At 69.0% G+C, this 14030-nt stretch carries 14 protein-coding genes and 2 tRNA genes; 3 read left to right on the top strand and 13 right to left on the bottom strand.

All coding sequences use genetic code 11. From position 1 onward, the window contains the following. Positions 1–3: 3 nt before the first annotated feature. Positions 4–633, top strand: coding sequence for an aminodeoxychorismate/anthranilate synthase component II (locus KDK95_RS00755; protein ID WP_212515962.1), 630 nt, complete (start codon positions 4–6; stop codon positions 631–633). Positions 634–643: 10 nt separating this feature from the next. Here the strand turns inward: KDK95_RS00755 and KDK95_RS00750 are convergent, their stop codons facing one another. Further along, the gene (locus KDK95_RS00750) at positions 644–808 is read right to left on the bottom strand and encodes a hypothetical protein (RefSeq protein ID WP_212515961.1); all 165 of its coding nucleotides are present in this window, start codon (positions 806–808) and stop codon (positions 644–646) included. A 235-nt stretch (positions 809–1043) separates the two neighbouring features. On the opposite strand from KDK95_RS00750, the gene KDK95_RS00745 reads away from it, so the two are divergent. Next, positions 1044–1298: a cell division protein CrgA gene (locus KDK95_RS00745; RefSeq protein ID WP_212515960.1), complete on the top strand. Its 255-nt coding sequence runs from the start codon at positions 1044–1046 to the stop codon at positions 1296–1298. Positions 1299–1483: 185 nt separating this feature from the next. On the opposite strand, the gene KDK95_RS37560 is transcribed toward KDK95_RS00745, so the two are convergent. Further along, complete coding sequence (locus tag KDK95_RS37560) at positions 1484–2467, bottom strand: rhomboid family intramembrane serine protease (protein ID WP_212515959.1); 984 nt, start codon at positions 2465–2467, stop codon at positions 1484–1486. Between the two features lie 27 nt (positions 2468–2494). Further along, on the bottom strand, positions 2495–3037 hold the full coding sequence (locus KDK95_RS00735; RefSeq protein ID WP_212515958.1) for a peptidylprolyl isomerase: 543 nt from the start codon (positions 3035–3037) through the stop codon (positions 2495–2497). A gap of 198 nt (positions 3038–3235) precedes the next feature. On the opposite strand from KDK95_RS00735, the gene KDK95_RS00730 reads away from it, so the two are divergent. After that, entirely contained in the window at positions 3236–3655 is a 420-nt protein-coding gene (locus KDK95_RS00730) for a hypothetical protein (RefSeq protein WP_212515957.1), read from the top strand. 146 nt (positions 3656–3801) lie between these two features. Here KDK95_RS00730 and KDK95_RS00725 read toward each other — a convergent pair whose 3' ends face one another. From KDK95_RS00725 to gnd, 10 genes are all read right to left on the bottom strand, one after another. After that, positions 3802–5127, bottom strand: coding sequence for an aspartate aminotransferase type Ic (locus tag KDK95_RS00725; protein ID WP_249159948.1), 1326 nt, complete (start codon positions 5125–5127; stop codon positions 3802–3804). A 113-nt stretch (positions 5128–5240) separates the two neighbouring features. After that, positions 5241–5313 (bottom strand) — tRNA-Ala (locus KDK95_RS00720). Positions 5314–5358: 45 nt separating this feature from the next. Beyond that, positions 5359–5493, bottom strand: coding sequence for a DLW-39 family protein (locus KDK95_RS00715; protein ID WP_212515955.1), 135 nt, complete (start codon positions 5491–5493; stop codon positions 5359–5361). A gap of 66 nt (positions 5494–5559) precedes the next feature. Beyond that, positions 5560–5633, bottom strand: a tRNA-Ile gene (locus tag KDK95_RS00710). Between the two features lie 85 nt (positions 5634–5718). Continuing rightward, positions 5719–6399, bottom strand: coding sequence for a DUF3566 domain-containing protein (locus tag KDK95_RS35400; protein WP_212515954.1), 681 nt, complete (start codon positions 6397–6399; stop codon positions 5719–5721). A gap of 88 nt (positions 6400–6487) precedes the next feature. Next, positions 6488–9109 (bottom strand): DNA gyrase subunit A, encoded by a 2622-nt coding sequence (gene gyrA, locus KDK95_RS00700; protein WP_307844042.1) that lies wholly within the window; start codon positions 9107–9109, stop codon positions 6488–6490. A 45-nt stretch (positions 9110–9154) separates the two neighbouring features. Further along, positions 9155–11236 (bottom strand): DNA topoisomerase (ATP-hydrolyzing) subunit B, encoded by a 2082-nt coding sequence (gene gyrB / locus KDK95_RS00695; RefSeq protein ID WP_212515953.1) that lies wholly within the window; start codon positions 11234–11236, stop codon positions 9155–9157. Between the two features lie 137 nt (positions 11237–11373). Then, the gene (locus KDK95_RS37555; protein ID WP_212515952.1) at positions 11374–11865 is read right to left on the bottom strand and encodes a DciA family protein; all 492 of its coding nucleotides are present in this window, start codon (positions 11863–11865) and stop codon (positions 11374–11376) included. Further along, positions 11862–13013, bottom strand: a complete 1152-nt coding sequence (gene recF / locus KDK95_RS00685) for a DNA replication/repair protein RecF (RefSeq protein WP_212515951.1) — start codon at positions 13011–13013, stop codon at positions 11862–11864. The genes KDK95_RS37555 and recF overlap by 4 nt, the downstream gene beginning before the upstream one ends. Before the next feature lie 12 nt (positions 13014–13025). Next, on the bottom strand, positions 13026–13940 hold the full coding sequence (gene gnd, locus KDK95_RS00680; protein ID WP_212515950.1) for a phosphogluconate dehydrogenase (NAD(+)-dependent, decarboxylating): 915 nt from the start codon (positions 13938–13940) through the stop codon (positions 13026–13028). Positions 13941–14030: the final 90 nt, after the last annotated feature.

The raw sequence follows: 14030 nt of genomic DNA, 5'->3' as shown, positions 1-14030 counted from the left end.
CCGATGGCGCGCATCCTCGTCGTGGACAACTACGACTCGTTCGTCTACAACCTGGTGCAGTACCTGTACCAGCTCGGCGCGGAGTGCGACGTGCGCCGCAACGACGCCGTGTCGGTGGACGACGCCGACGGCTTCGACGGCGTACTGCTCTCCCCGGGCCCCGGCACACCGGAGCACGCGGGCGTGTGCATCGAGATGGTCCGGCACTGCGCGACGACCCGTCAGCCGCTGTTCGGCGTCTGCCTCGGGCTGCAGTCGATCGGCGTCGCCTTCGGCGCTACGGTCGGCCGGGCGCCGGAGCTGATGCACGGCAAGACGAGCGAGGTGACGCACGACGGGCTCGGCGTCTTCGAGGGCCTGGAGAACCCGTTCACGGCGACCCGGTACCACTCGCTGGCGATCGAACCCGCGACCGTGCCGCCGGAACTGATCGTGACGGCGCGCACCGACGAGATCGTCATGGGGGTGCGGCACCGCGAGCTGCCCATCGAGGCGGTGCAGTTCCACCCGGAGTCGGTGCTCACGGACGGCGGCCACCGGATGCTGGCCAACTGGCTCGCCGTGTGCGGCGACCCGGCGGCGCGCGAGGCCGCGGTCGGCCTCGCGCCGACCCTCGCCGGCCGGGCCGCTTAGCCCGGGCCGGCTAGCTGCCGCCGATCGTCCCGCTGCCGGAGAACGGCAGATACGGTTCGACCCAGGGGAAAACCCAGCCGAACAGTAAGACGACCAACAGGGAAACCAGGACGACCGCACACGCCAGCTTCATCCACAGGGGGCCGGGCAGCCGACGCCAGATCAACGCGTACACGGGGGGCTCCTCTCCGCACAGTCCACACCCGTCTGTGGATAACTTTTCGGATTCGGGCGGGCCGCGCACAGCGAACCTCCCACAGGCTGGGGACTACTCAGGGCCCGACACGCCGGTCTCCCATGCCGCTCTCAGGTAGCAATCGGATAATGCGGACTGTCCTAGAGCAGCCCGCACAGCTACGCTGTATCAGCGACAACCAGTCGTCCAATGACCTCATGACGTGGAGAGTTCCGTGCCGAAGTCGAAGACCCGGGACAAGGTGGCGTACACGCCGCCGACCGAGCCGAAGCCGCAGAAGATCAAGCTGGAGTCCTCGGCCTGGGTGCCTCGGTTCATGGTCGCGTTCTTCGTCATCGGCCTGGGCTGGATGGTGCTGTACTACCTGGCCTCGAGCATCAGCTGGGTCGACGCGCTGGGCGCGTGGAACGTCGTGATCGGCTTCGGATTCATCGCGGGCGGCTTCGCGATCTCCACGCGCTGGCGCTGATCGCGTTTTATCCACAGCCGACGACAGGAGATCCGACGACCAGGTTATCCACAGACTCGGGGCCCTTTTCCACACTGTGGAAAACCTGTGGAGGAGTCGGCGGCGCATCTGTGGATAACTCGAAGCCTGTGGACAAGTTGTGACACTGTCCCGAAGCCGTCTCAGCCCGTGGAACCGAGCGGAGATCAGCGGATGATCGCGGTCAGCGAGGCGGCGAGCGCCGAGTTCTGCAGCGTGCTCGAGTGCACGCCGACGAGCACGACGGTGAGTACGAGCAGCGCGGCCCCGGCGCCGAGCGGCACCAGGTTCTGCGGATTGCGGTACCAGGCGGTCGCGCGCTCGGGCCGCGGCGCGTAGGCGAAGGCGAGCCCCATCAGCAGCCCGCAGCCGAGGCCGCCGAGGTGCGCGTGCCAGTCGATCCCGGCCACCCCGAAGCTGTAGGCCAGATTGATGACGATCACGAACAGGATCGGGCGCATGTCCAGCTTCTCGCGGTAGGCCATCACCGCGAGGACGCCGAGCAGGCCGAAGATGGCGCCGGAGGCGCCGAGCGAGGCGTCGTAGCGCCCCATGAAGGCGAAGGAGACGGCCGAGGCGCCGATCCCGCAGACCAGATAGGTCAGCAGGTAGCGCAGCCGGCCGAGCCGGGTCTCCACCGGCACGCCGATCCACCACAGCGAGAGCATGTTGAGCCCGATGTGGGCCGGGCTCTCGTGCACGAACATCGACGTCAGCAGTCGGTACCACTCGCCGTTGGCCACCCCTATGTTGACCGCGCTCGGCGTGGCGGACGAGGAGCCCGCTATCCCCAGCAGCTCCATCCGGGTGGTGAAGGCCTCGCCGATCAGCTGCTGCAGGCCGTACATCACGACGCAGACGGCGATGATCCCGATCGTGACCACGCCCTGCCGGGAATGCACCCGGCCGCCCGCGACGGTGCGCGCCTGGCGCACTGTCTTCGCCGCGCCGCGCACGCACTCGGGGCACTGGTGTCCGACGGCCGCGGGCACCATGCAGTCCGTGCAGATGGACCGCTCGCAGCGGTGGCAGCGCAGATAGGTCTCCCGATCCGGGTGCCGGAAGCACACCGGAGCGCCCGCGGGCCGTTGCTCGCGGGTCTCACCGACCGCCGCCGGCGGCCGCTCGTCCGAGGGTGTGCTGCTGCTCACTGCGGCGGTTCCTCCCCCGGCCGGGCCTCAGCCCTGCCGGCGCTCGATGACGACCTGCTGCAGCACGACGTCCTGCAGCGGACGGTCGCCCGGGCCGGTCGGCACGTTGGCGATCTCGTCCACGACCTTCTTGCTGGCCTCGTCCGCGACCTCGCCGAAGATGGTGTGCTTGCCGTTCAGGTGCGCCGGCGTGGAGACGGTGATGAAGAACTGCGAGCCGTTGGTGCCGCGGCCGCCGCGCACGCCGGCGTTGGCCATGGCGAGCAGGTACTTCTTGTCGAAGCGCAGGTCCGGGTGGATCTCGTCGTCGAAGGCGTAGCCGGGGCCGCCGAAGCCCTGGCCCAGCGGGTCGCCGCCCTGGATCATGAAGCCCGCGATGATGCGGTGGAAGATCGTGCCGTCGTAGTACGGGCCGCTACCCGGCTTGTTCGTGTTCGGGTCGGTGTACTCGCGCGTGCCCTCGGCCAGCTCCACGAAGTTGCGCACGGTCTTCGGCGCGTGGTTCGGGAACAGCTGGATGGTGATGTCGCCGAGGTTCGTCTTCAGCACGGCATAGGTCTCTTCGGCCATGACGGGCCCTCTCTTCCGTTTACAGGTGCGCCGTCATTCTCCCATGTGCCCCGCAGCGCAGGGTGCGGGGCGCGGTCTTGGTTGCCGTTCTGTGTCCTGGTTTCCAGGGCTCGGCGGCCCGTCACTGAACGGCCCAATCAGCGAATACGACGGTCATACCCGGGCACTAGGCCACAAGTGACCTGAGGAGGTACCGCTGTGAGCAAGACCACCGCGTTGATGGAGCAGGCGCAACCGTTCCTGCGCGACCGTTATGCGAGCGTGCGCCAGGAACTCGGGCCGCGCATCGCGCACACCCGGGACGTCGCCGTCCCGATCGCCCTCGACATGTCGAACAAGGCTCTGGACGTCTCGCATCGGATGCGGGAGGAGTACCTGCCCGAGGCGGGCAAACGAGCGATGCTCGCCGCGGCCGTGCTAAAGGGCGCCGAGCTGGAACGCGTGCACGAGAGGCATCTGAGGTGGCGTCTGGTCGCCGCGGCCACGGCCGCGGGTGCCGCGATCGGCGCCGGCGCCGTGATGTGGCAGCGCATGCACAGCAACAACGACGACATGTGGACCGAGGAGCGCGTCGACGAGGCCAATGCCAACGGAAGCACGGGCACCGTCGCCGACTGACGCAGACGAACGACAGATGAGGCCCGGTCGCGATGGCGACCGGGCCTCTCTGATGTCCTGAGCGATGCCGTGAGCGATGTCGTGACTAACGCCGTGAGCGATGTCGTGACTTACGGCCGTGAGCGATGCCGTAACGGACGCGACGACTAGCCCTCGAGCAGCTTCTCCACGGCGGCGAGCTTCACGCAGAGCACCACGCCGCGCATCGCCGTGTCGAGGTCCGCGACCGGCGGGAACGAGGGCGCGAGCCGGATGTTGCGGTCCCGCGGGTCCTTGCCGTACGGGTAGGTCGAACCGGCCGGGGTGAGCGCGATGCCCGCCTCCTTGGCCAGCCGGATCACCTCGGAGGCCGTGCCGTCGAGCACGTCCAGGCTGATGAAGTATCCGCCGAAGGCCTCGGTCCAGCTCGCGACGCCGGTGCCGCCGAGCTCGGCGGCCAGGATCTCCTGCACCTTGGCGAACTTCGGCGCCAGGTTGTCCCGGTGACGCTCCATCAGCTTCTGCACGCCCTCGGAGTCCTGCAGGAAGCGCACGTGCCGCAGGTGGTTGGTCTTGTCCGGGCCGATCGTCCGCTTGGCGATGTGCCCGAGGTACCACTGCAGGTTGGCCGGGGAGCTGCCCAGGAAGGACACGCCGGCGCCGGCGAAGGTGATCTTCGAGGTGGATCCGAGCACGAAGACCCGGTCCGCTTTCCCCGCCTCGGCGCACAGCTGCACGATCGGCGCGACGGTGACCCGATGGTCGGTCAGATGGTGCACGCTGTACGCGTCGTCCCAGAAGATCCGGAAGTCCGGCGCCGCGGTGGTCATCCCGGCCAGCCGCTCGGCGGTGCGGTCGGAGACCGTCACGCCCGTGGGGTTGCTGTACTTAGGGACGAGCCAGATGCCCTTGATCCGCGGATCCGAGGCCGCGAGCCGCTCCACCTCGTCGATGTCCAGCAGGCCGTCCTCGGTCGGCTCGACCGGGATCATCTCGATGCCGAACTTCTCGCAGATGGAGAAGTGCCGGTCGTAGCCGGGCACCGGGCACAGAAACGCCGGCCGCTGCACGTCCACCCAGCGCGTCTCGCCGCCGGGCAGCGCGAAGAGCATCGCGTGCATGACCAGGTCGTGCATCAGCGAAAGGCTGGAGTTGTCGCTGGCCAGCAGTTGGTCGACCGGCACCTGCAGCAGCGGGCTGAAGATCTCGCGCAGCTCGGGCAGCCCGTGCAGGCCGCCGTAGTTGCGGGTGTCCGTCCCGTCCGCGGCCTTGAAGTCCTGCGCCCCCGGCAGCCCGAGCAGCTCATTCGAGAAGTCCAACTGCTCCGCGGACGGCTTGCCGCGCGTCAGATCGAGCTTCAGCCCCCGATCCTGGAAGTGCGCGTAATCCTTGCGCAGCTCCTCACGGAGAGCCTGCAGGGCTTCGGAACCAAGAGCGCTGAACTCGTCCACTGGCGCGGATCGCCTCCTCGTCGAACACCATTCGTGCCCCATCCTAGCCGCGTACCGGCGCGGCACCGACCGTGTTTCCACAGCCTCTCACCGGATGAGACGACAAAGGCCGCGCGCGCTGTCGGTCAGCGCTCGCGGCCCGGAAGGTGCGCGGGTGGAGCCAAGGGGACTTGAACCCCTAACCCCTGCCTTGCAAAGGCAGTGCTCTGCCAATTGAGCTATGGCCCCCGATGCCGCCGCTGCGCGCGGCGACGGGTGGTGCTGCGGTGCGGATCAGCGGCTGGCTGCCGGGACCGGGTCGGTGGCCTCGGTCCACAGGTCCTGCTCGCTCTTGTCCGCGGCCTTGACCTGCTTGTAGACGAGGAAACCGCCGGCGGCGACCACACCGAGCAGGAGTAGCTTCTTCATGACCCGAACCTCTCAGCTAGGGAAGCAGCCCGATCCCAGGTACGAGGGGATCGGGCTGATACGCCGTGGACCTAGGTGGACTTGAACCACCGACCTCTTCCTTATCAGGGAAGCGCTCTAACCGACTGAGCTATAGGTCCATCGCGCCCTTGCGAGCGCTCCACGAGAGTACCGCATCGGCCCCGGTGATCCCAAACCGATTGCCCGGGCGCGGCCCCGCGGGTCCTACTGATCCTCGGCGAGGGTCACTTCCAGGCCGCCGACGAAGCCGGAGGAGAGGTTGTAGAGGTACGCGCCGAGCGTCGCCAGGGCGGTCACCAGGACGACGTCCACCAGGGCGATGATCAGCATGTAGCCCTCGACCCGGCCGAAGGAGAGCACCGAGGAGAGGTTGAAGCTGCTCGAGCCGCTGCTGCCGCTCGTCAGGTCGCCGACGGTCTTGTCCAGCGAGGAGAAGACGCCTAGCGCGTTGAGCACCTCCCAGACCACCGCCGTGCCGACCAGCGTCACGATGCCGAGCGCGATGGACAGCACGAAGGAGACCTTCATCACCGACCACGGGTCGACGTGGGCCACCCGCAGCCGGGCCTTGCGGACCCGCACCTGCGAGCCGACCGGCCGGGCCGCGGAGCCGGCCGCGCGCTCGCCCGGCGCGCCGCCGAAGCCGGAGCGGGCGGCGCCGGAGGCGGTCTGCACCCCGGCGGCCACCGCGTTGCCCATCCGGCCCAGCGTTCGGCCGAAGCCGGACACCTGGGGTCCCTGCTGCTGGGCGGAGCCGGCCGGCGCGGCCACCGGGCCGGCGCCCGGCTCGTGCGGCACCGGCTGTTCCGGCCGCGCGGGCACGCCTCCGCCGTATCCGCGGCCCCCGCCCGGGCGGGAACCCGCCGGGTTCACGCTGTCACTCACGGGACTGGCCCCTTCACGTGTTCCGCCGGCCGTCACCCGACCGACCGACTCAATCCGCTTACGCTTGCTAGACGCAATCTACCGGGCACTACTCGCTCTCGGGGGACGCCGCCCGTTCCGATTCCGTCACCGTTGCCTCGGCCGGGTTAGTCTCGACGCCCTCGACCTCGGCGTTCTCTCCGTTTTCGCCGTTCCCTGCCAAAGCCTCCTCGGCATCCTCCGCGTCGGCCGGATCGGCGTTGCGGGCGATCGCCACGACGCCGTCCTTCTTGCCTACGTGGATGAGCTGCACGCCCATCGTGTCGCGGCCGGTCTCGCGCACCTCGGAGACCCGGGTGCGGATGACGCCGCCGGCCTGGGTGATGGCCAGCACCTCGGCGCCCTCCTCGACGATCAGGGCGCCGATCAGCACGCCGCGCTCCTCGACCGTCTTGGCCGCGATCACGCCGAGGCCGGCCCGGCCGCGCAGCGGGTACTTCGCCACGTCGGTCCGCTTTCCGTACCCGCGGTCGGTCACGGTGAACACGAAGGTGTTGTCCTTGACGACGCTCATCGACAGCAGCTCGTCGTCCTCGCGGAACTTCATGCCGATGACGCCCGAGGTGGCCCGGCCCATCGGCCGCAGCGACTCGTCCGTCGCGGTGAACCGGATGGCCTGCGCCTGCTTGCTGACCAGCAGCAGGTCGTCCTCCGCCGAGCACAGCTCCGCGGAGACCAGCTCGTCGTCCTCGCGCAGGTTGATCGCGATGACGCCCGCGGAGCGCGGCGAGTCGTAGTCCTTCAGCGGGGTCTTCTTGACCAGGCCCTTCTTGGTGGCCAGCACCAGGAACGGGGAGACCTCGTAGTCGCGCAGGTCGAGCACCTGGGCGATCTTCTCGTCCGGCTGGAACGCCAGCAGGTTCGCCACGTGCTGGCCGCGCGCGTCGCGTCCGGAGTCCGGCAGCTCGTACGCCTTGACCCGGTAGACCCGGCCCTTGTTGGTGAAGAACAGGATCCAGTGGTGCGTGGTCGTGGTGAAGAAGTGGTCGACGATGTCGTCCTGCTTGAGCGCCGCGCCGCGCACGCCCTTGCCGCCGCGCTTCTGCGAGCGGTACAGGTCGGTCTTGGTCCGCTTCGCGTAGCCGCCACGCGTGATGGTGACGACGATGTCCTCCTCGGCGATCAGGTCCTCGATGGACATGTCGCCCTCGAAGGGCACGATCTCGGTGCGCCGGTCGTCGCCGTAGCGCTCGACGATCGCGGCCAGCTCCTCCGAGATGATCTGCCGCTGCCGCTCCGGCGAGGCCAGGATCGCCTGGTACTCGGCGATCTTCGCCATCAGCTCGTCGTGCTCGTCCTGGATCCGCTGCCGCTCCAACGCGGCCAGGCGGCGCAGCTGCATCTCCAGGATCGCGTTGGCCTGGATCTCGTCGATCTCCAGCAGCGCCATCAGGCCGAGGCGCGCGGCCTCGGTCGTGTCGCTGGCCCGGATCGTCGCGATGACCTCGTCGATCGCGTCCAGCGCCTTGAGTAGGGCGCGCAGGATGTGCGCGCGCTCCTCGGCCTTGCGCAGCCGGAAGCGGGTGCGCCGGACGATGACGTCGACCTGGTGCTCGACCCAGTAGCGGATGAACGCGTCCAGGCTCAGGGTGCGCGGCACGCCGTCGACCATCGCGAGCATGTTGGCGCCGAAGCTGTCCTGCAGCTGGGTGTGCTTGTACAGGTTGTTGAGCACGACCTTGGCGACGGCGTCCCGCTTGAGCACGACGACCAGCCGCTGGCCGGTGCGCGAGGAAGACTCGTCGCGCACGTCCGCGATGCCCTGGATCTTGCCGTCCTTGACCAGGTCGGCGATCTTCCCGGCCAGGTTGTCCGGGTTGACCTGGTAGGGCAGCTCCGTGACGACCAGGCAGGTGCGGTTCTGGATCTCCTCGACCTCGACCACGGCGCGCATGATGATCGAGCCGCGCCCGGTGCGGTAGGCCTCCTCGATGCCGCGCCGGCCCATGATCTTCGCGCCGGTCGGGAAGTCCGGGCCCTTGATCCGCTCCAGCAGCGCCTCGAGCAGCTCCGCGGGGGTGGCCTCCGGGTTCTGCAGGTACCACTGCGCGCCCTCGGCGACCTCGCGCAGGTTGTGCATGGGGATGTTCGTCGCCATGCCGACCGCGATGCCGGACGAGCCGTTGACCAGCAGGTTGGGGAAGCGCGACGGCAGCACCGTCGGCTCCTGCGAGCGGCCGTCGTAGTTCGGCTGGAAGTCGACGGTCTCCTCGTCGATGTCCCGCAGCATCTCCATGGCCAGCGGGGCCAGCTTGCACTCGGTGTAGCGCATGGCGGCCGCGGGGTCGTTGCCCGGCGAGCCGAAGTTGCCGTTGCCGTCCACCAGCGGCATCCGCAGCGACCAGGGCTGCGCGAGCCGGACCAGGGTGTCGTAGATCGCCGTGTCGCCGTGCGGGTGGTAGACACCCATGACCTCGCCCACCACGCGCGCGCACTTGAAGTAGCCGCGGTCCGGGCGGTAGCCGCCGTCGTACATCGCGTAGAGCACGCGGCGGTGCACCGGCTTGAGGCCGTCGCGCACCTCGGGCAGCGCGCGCCCGACGATGACGGCCATCGAGTAGTCCAGGTAGGACCGCTGCATCTCGGTCAGCAGGTCGACGACCTGGATCCGGTCGTTCTCCGGTTCGGGCGCCACGAGTTCGGCGGTCCGCGGGGTGTTCTCGTCAGCCACGAGGGCTAACTCCTTTCAGGAAGCTGCTCGGAGAGGTGGACCGGATCAGATGTCGAGGAAGCGGACGTCCTTGGCGTTGCGCTGGATGAACGACCGGCGCGCCTCCACGTCCTCGCCCATCAGGATCGAGAACAGCTCGTCCGCCTGGGCGGCGTCGTCCAGCGTCACCTGGCGCAGGATGCGGTGGTCGCGGTCCATCGTGGTGACCCGCAGCTCCTCGGCGTTCATCTCGCCGAGGCCCTTGAACCGCTGCACGCTGTCGTCCTTGATCCGGCGGCCGGCCGAGACGCCCTGGGCGATCAGCTGGTCCCGCTCCGGGTCCGAGTAGGCGTAGGCGAAGTCGTCCTTGGTCCACTTGATCTTGTAGAGCGGCGGCGCGGCCAGGTAGACGTACCCGGCCTCGACCAGCGGCTTCATGAAGCGGAACAGGAAGGTCAGGAGCAGGGTATTGATGTGCTGGCCGTCGACGTCAGCGTCCGCCATCAGCACGATCTTGTGGTAGCGCAGCTTGCTGATGTCGAAGTCGTCGTGGATCCCGGTGCCCAGTGCCGAGATCAGCCCCTGCACCTCGGTGTTCTGCAGGACCTTGTCGATCCGGGCCTTCTCGACGTTGAGGATCTTGCCGCGGATCGGCATGATCGCCTGCACCCGCGGGTCGCGGCCCTGCTTGGCCGAGCCGCCGGCGGAGTCGCCCTCGACCACGAAGATCTCGCACTCGACCGGGTTGGTGGACTGGCAGTCCGAGAGCTTGCCCGGCAGCGCCATCGACTCCAGCAGGCCCTTGCGCCGGGTCAGCTCGCGCGCCTTGCGGGCGGCGATCCGCGCGGTGGCGGCCTGGATCGACTTGCGGATGATGTCCTTGGCCTCGTTCGGGTTCCGGTCGAACCAGTCGGCCATCGCCTCGTAGGTCAGCTTCTGCACGAAGGTGCGGGCCTCGGTGTTGCCCAGCTTGGCCTTGGTCTGGCCCTCGAACTGCGGCTCGCCGAGCTTGACCGAGACGATCGCGACCAGGCCCTCGCGGATGTCCTCGCCGGAGAGGTTGTCGTCCTTCTCCTTGAGCAGCTGCTTGTCCTTCGCGTAGCGGTTGACCACGTTGGTCAGCGCCGAGCGGAAGCCCTCCTCGTGGGTGCCGCCGTCGGGAGTGTGGATGACGTTCGCGAAGGTGTACACGCTCTCGCTGTACTGGTTGTTCCACTGCAGCGCGACCTCGGCCGAGATCTTGCGGTCGGTGTCCTCGGAGCCGAACTCGATCACCTGAGGGTGCACCATCTCGCCCTTGGCGGCGTTGATGTGCCGGACGAAGTCGGCGATGCCGCCGTCGTACTTGAAGCGCACGGACCGCGGATTGCCCTCCTCGTCCTTGTACTCGGGGCGTTCGTCGATCAGTTCGATGGACACGCCGCGGTTGAGGAAGGCCATCTCCTGGAAGCGCCGGGAGAGGGTCTCGAAGTTGTACGTGGTGGTCTCGAAGATCTCGTCGTCGGCCCAGAAGGTGACCGTGGTGCCGGTCTCCTCGGTGGCCTCGCCCTTGTTCAGCGGCGCGGTGGGCACGCCCCGCAGGTACTCCTGCGTCCACAGGTGTCCGTCGGTCTTGACCGCGACGGTCAGCCGGTTGGACAGCGCGTTGACCACGGAGGAGCCCACGCCGTGCAGACCGCCGGAGACCGCGTAGCCGCCGCCGCCGAACTTGCCGCCCGCGTGCAGCACGGTGAGCACGACCTCGACGGCAGGCTTGTCCTGGCCGGGCACGATGCCGACCGGGATGCCGCGGCCGTTGTCCTCGACGCTCACGCCGCCGTCGCCCTGCAGGGTCACCACGATGTGGTCGCAGTAGCCGGCCAGCGCCTCGTCCACCGCGTTGTCCACGATCTCCTGGACCAGGTGGTGCAGGCCGCGCTCGCCGGTGGACCCGATGTACATGCCGGGACGCTTGCGTACGGCTTCCAGACCCTCGAGCACGTTGATCGCACTCGCGTCGTACTTCGCCTCGACCCGGGAGTTGGCGACGCTTGCGTGAGCGCTCTCGCCTTCGACGACGACGTTCTCTGCTGCTGCAAGCTGCGGGTTTTCGCTGTTATCCACGGACGCTGGACCCTTTCTCAACGGCTGCGGCCCCAGCCCGCCCATCGGGTAGGCATAGAGCCGCAAATCTCGGTTCCATTCTACCGGTTCCGCGGGGCGCGAAGCGCGACGCGCGGCGGAAAGGCGGCTGTGAAGCTCGCAACCCACACTTCGGTACCCCTACACCTGTGCGGGGTCGGAATTCAGCGGAAGCCGTTCAGGCCGAATCTGGGCTTGGCCGGACCGAGCACGGCGATCCGCTTCACGGCGCGCCCGTCGGGTCCGGAAGGCACCGATTCGTTCAGCTTCGCGAGCAGTGCCCCGGACAGATGCCGCAGTTCCACCGCCCAGGCCGGGGAATCGGCCTGCACCGTCAGCACCCCGTCGGCGAACCCGACGGGCACGCAGTGCTCTGCGATGCGCTCGCCGACGACGTGCGGCCAGTTGTGGATGACGCCGCCGACGGCGACCGGCGCCTCCCAGCCGTGCTCGGACATCAGCCGGCCGATGGTGGCCTGCAGCGGCTGCGGATCCCGGTCGTCGGACCGCGATCCGGAACGGCGCTGCGCGCCGGCGCGGCGGCCCGCGGCGGACCGGCGGGCCTTGTCCTGCTCGAGCTCCTTGGCCTTCTTCCTGGCCGCGGCCAGCGCGGCGCGCGCCAGGTCGATGCCGGTGGGCTCGCCCTCGGCGCTCACCGGAGCCGCTCCGCGGTCCCCTTGCCGATCCGGTAGCGCATCCCGCTGAGCGAGGCTGGTACGTCCTCTTCCACGGCGGCGGTGATGAGCACCTGCTCGGCGCTCGCCGCCACCTGCGCCAGCTGGCCGCGGCGGGAGTTGTCGAGTTCGGCGAAGACGTCGTCCAGGATCAGCACCGGCTCGATCGCCTCGGCGCGCAGCAGCTCGAACGCGGCGAGCTTGGCGCTGAGCGCGAATGACCAGGATTCCCCGTGGCTGGCATAGGCCTTCGCGGGTACCGGGCCGTGCCCGTGGTCGAGCAGCAGCGCGAGCTCGTCGCGATGCGGGCCGACGAGCGTCATCCCGCGCTCGATCTCGTCCTTGCGCCCGGCGTTGAGCGCCGCGATCAGCGCGTCGTGCACGGCGGATTCGTCCACCGGCGATCCACCGCCTGTGGACAACTCGAATGAGGGTTTGTAGTCGAGCAGCGCAGTGTCCCGGCCGGCGATGGTGCCGTATGCCTTGCCCACCAGCGGATTGAGCGACTCGACCAGCTCGAGCCGGGCGGCCAGCAGATGTGCGCCGGCGGAGGCCAGGTGGCCGTCCCACAGGTCCAGGGTCGTCATGTCCACGGCCGCGCCGCGGTTCGCCCTGCGCAGCTGGGCCGCGCTGCGAAGCAGGGCATTGCGTTGCTTGAGGGCGCGCTCGTAATCCGCGCGCACGGCGGCGAAGCGGGGAGTGCGGGCGACCAGCAGCTCGTCCAGAAACTGCCTGCGGACGGCCGGATCCCCCTTGACCAGTGCCAGATCCTCCGGCGCGAACAGCACCGTGCGCAGGTAGCCGAGCGCGTCCCGGGTCTTGCCGACGGCGTTCCGGTTGACCCTGGCCCGGTTCGCCCGGCCCGGGTTGATCTCCAGTTCCAGCAGGACACTGCGATCCTCGTGGTGCACCGCCGCCCGGATCACCGCGCGCTGCGCGCCGATCCGGACCAGCGGCTGGTCCTGCGCCACCCGGTGGCTGCCGTGCGTGGCGAGGTAGCCGACGGCCTCGACCACGTTCGTCTTGCCGTGGCCGTTCGGCCCGACCAGCACGCAGACGCCGGGCTCGAGCTCGAGTTCGAGCCCGGCGTAGCTGCGGAAGTCGACGAGCGACAGGTGACTCAGACGCAAGGCGGGGTGACCTCAGGCACCGGGGGTCTTGTGCTCCTTGGCCACGCGGCCGGAGGCGTCGGTGACCGCGTGGCCGCCGAACTGGTTGCGCAGCGCCGCGACCATCTTCATCGACGGCGAGTCCTCCTGCCGTGAGCTGAACCGGGCGAAGAGCGAGGCGGTGATCGCGGGCAGCGGCACCGCGTGGTCGATCGCGGCCTCGACGGTCCACCGGCCCTCGCCGGAGTCGTCGGCGTAGCCGCGCAGGCCGGTCAGGTGCTCGTCCTCCTGGAGGGCGTTGACCGCGAGGTCGAGCAGCCAGGAGCGGATGACCGTGCCCTCCTTCCAGCTGCGGAAGATCTCGCGCACGTCGGTGACCTCGGGCACGGCCTCGAGCAGCTCCCAGCCCTCGGCGTAGGCCTGCATCATCGCGTACTCGATGCCGTTGTGGACCATCTTCGCGAAGTGGCCGGCGCCCGCCTCGCCGGCGCGCACGAAGCCGTAGTCGCCCTCCGGCTTGAGCGCGTCGAAGATCGGCTGCACCTTGGCGACGTTCTCGACGCTGCCGCCGACCATGAGCGCGTAGCCGTTCTCCAGGCCCCACACGCCGCCGCTGACACCGGCGTCCACGAAGCCGATGCCCTTGGCGGCGAGCTCCTCGGAGTGCTTCTTGTCGTCGGTCCACTTCGAGTTGCCGCCGTCGACGACGAGGTCGCCGGGCGAGAGCAGCTCGGCCAGCTCGTCCACGGTGGACTGGGTCGGGCCGCCGGCCGGAACCATGATCCACACCACGCGCGGCGCGGCGAGGGTGTCCACCAGCTCCTTGAGCGAGCCGACGTCCGCGAGGTCCGGGTTGCGGTCGTAGCCGATCACCGTGTGCCCGGCCCGGCGGATGCGCTCGCGCATGTTTCCGCCCATCTTGCCGAGGCCGATGAGTCCGAGCTCCATCCTGAGCCCACCTTCCTGTCGTCTACCTGTGTGACGTCCTTGTCTCTTCCATGGAGACGTTATCGCGACGGGAGAACGCGCGCGTGCGGG

Source organism: Actinospica acidithermotolerans (genome assembly GCF_018139625.1).
Classification (GTDB): Bacteria; Actinomycetota; Actinomycetes; order Streptomycetales; family Catenulisporaceae; genus Actinospica; species Actinospica acidithermotolerans.
This window is presented reverse-complemented; position numbering and strand designations above follow the sequence as displayed.

Coding starts and splice junctions, on each gene's coding strand:
- KDK95_RS00715 (WP_212515955.1), bottom strand. CDS start 5,493: ATGAAGAAGCTACTCCTGCTCGGTGTGGTCGCCGCCGGCGGTTTCCTC.
- gnd (WP_212515950.1), bottom strand. CDS start 13,940: ATGGAGCTCGGACTCATCGGCCTCGGCAAGATGGGCGGAAACATGCGC.
- gyrB (WP_212515953.1), bottom strand. CDS start 11,236: ATGGGCGGGCTGGGGCCGCAGCCGTTGAGAAAGGGTCCAGCGTCCGTG.
- KDK95_RS00735 (WP_212515958.1), bottom strand. CDS start 3,037: ATGGCCGAAGAGACCTATGCCGTGCTGAAGACGAACCTCGGCGACATC.
- KDK95_RS00725 (WP_249159948.1), bottom strand. CDS start 5,127: ATGGGGCACGAATGGTGTTCGACGAGGAGGCGATCCGCGCCAGTGGAC.
- KDK95_RS00755 (WP_212515962.1), top strand. CDS start 4: ATGGCGCGCATCCTCGTCGTGGACAACTACGACTCGTTCGTCTACAAC.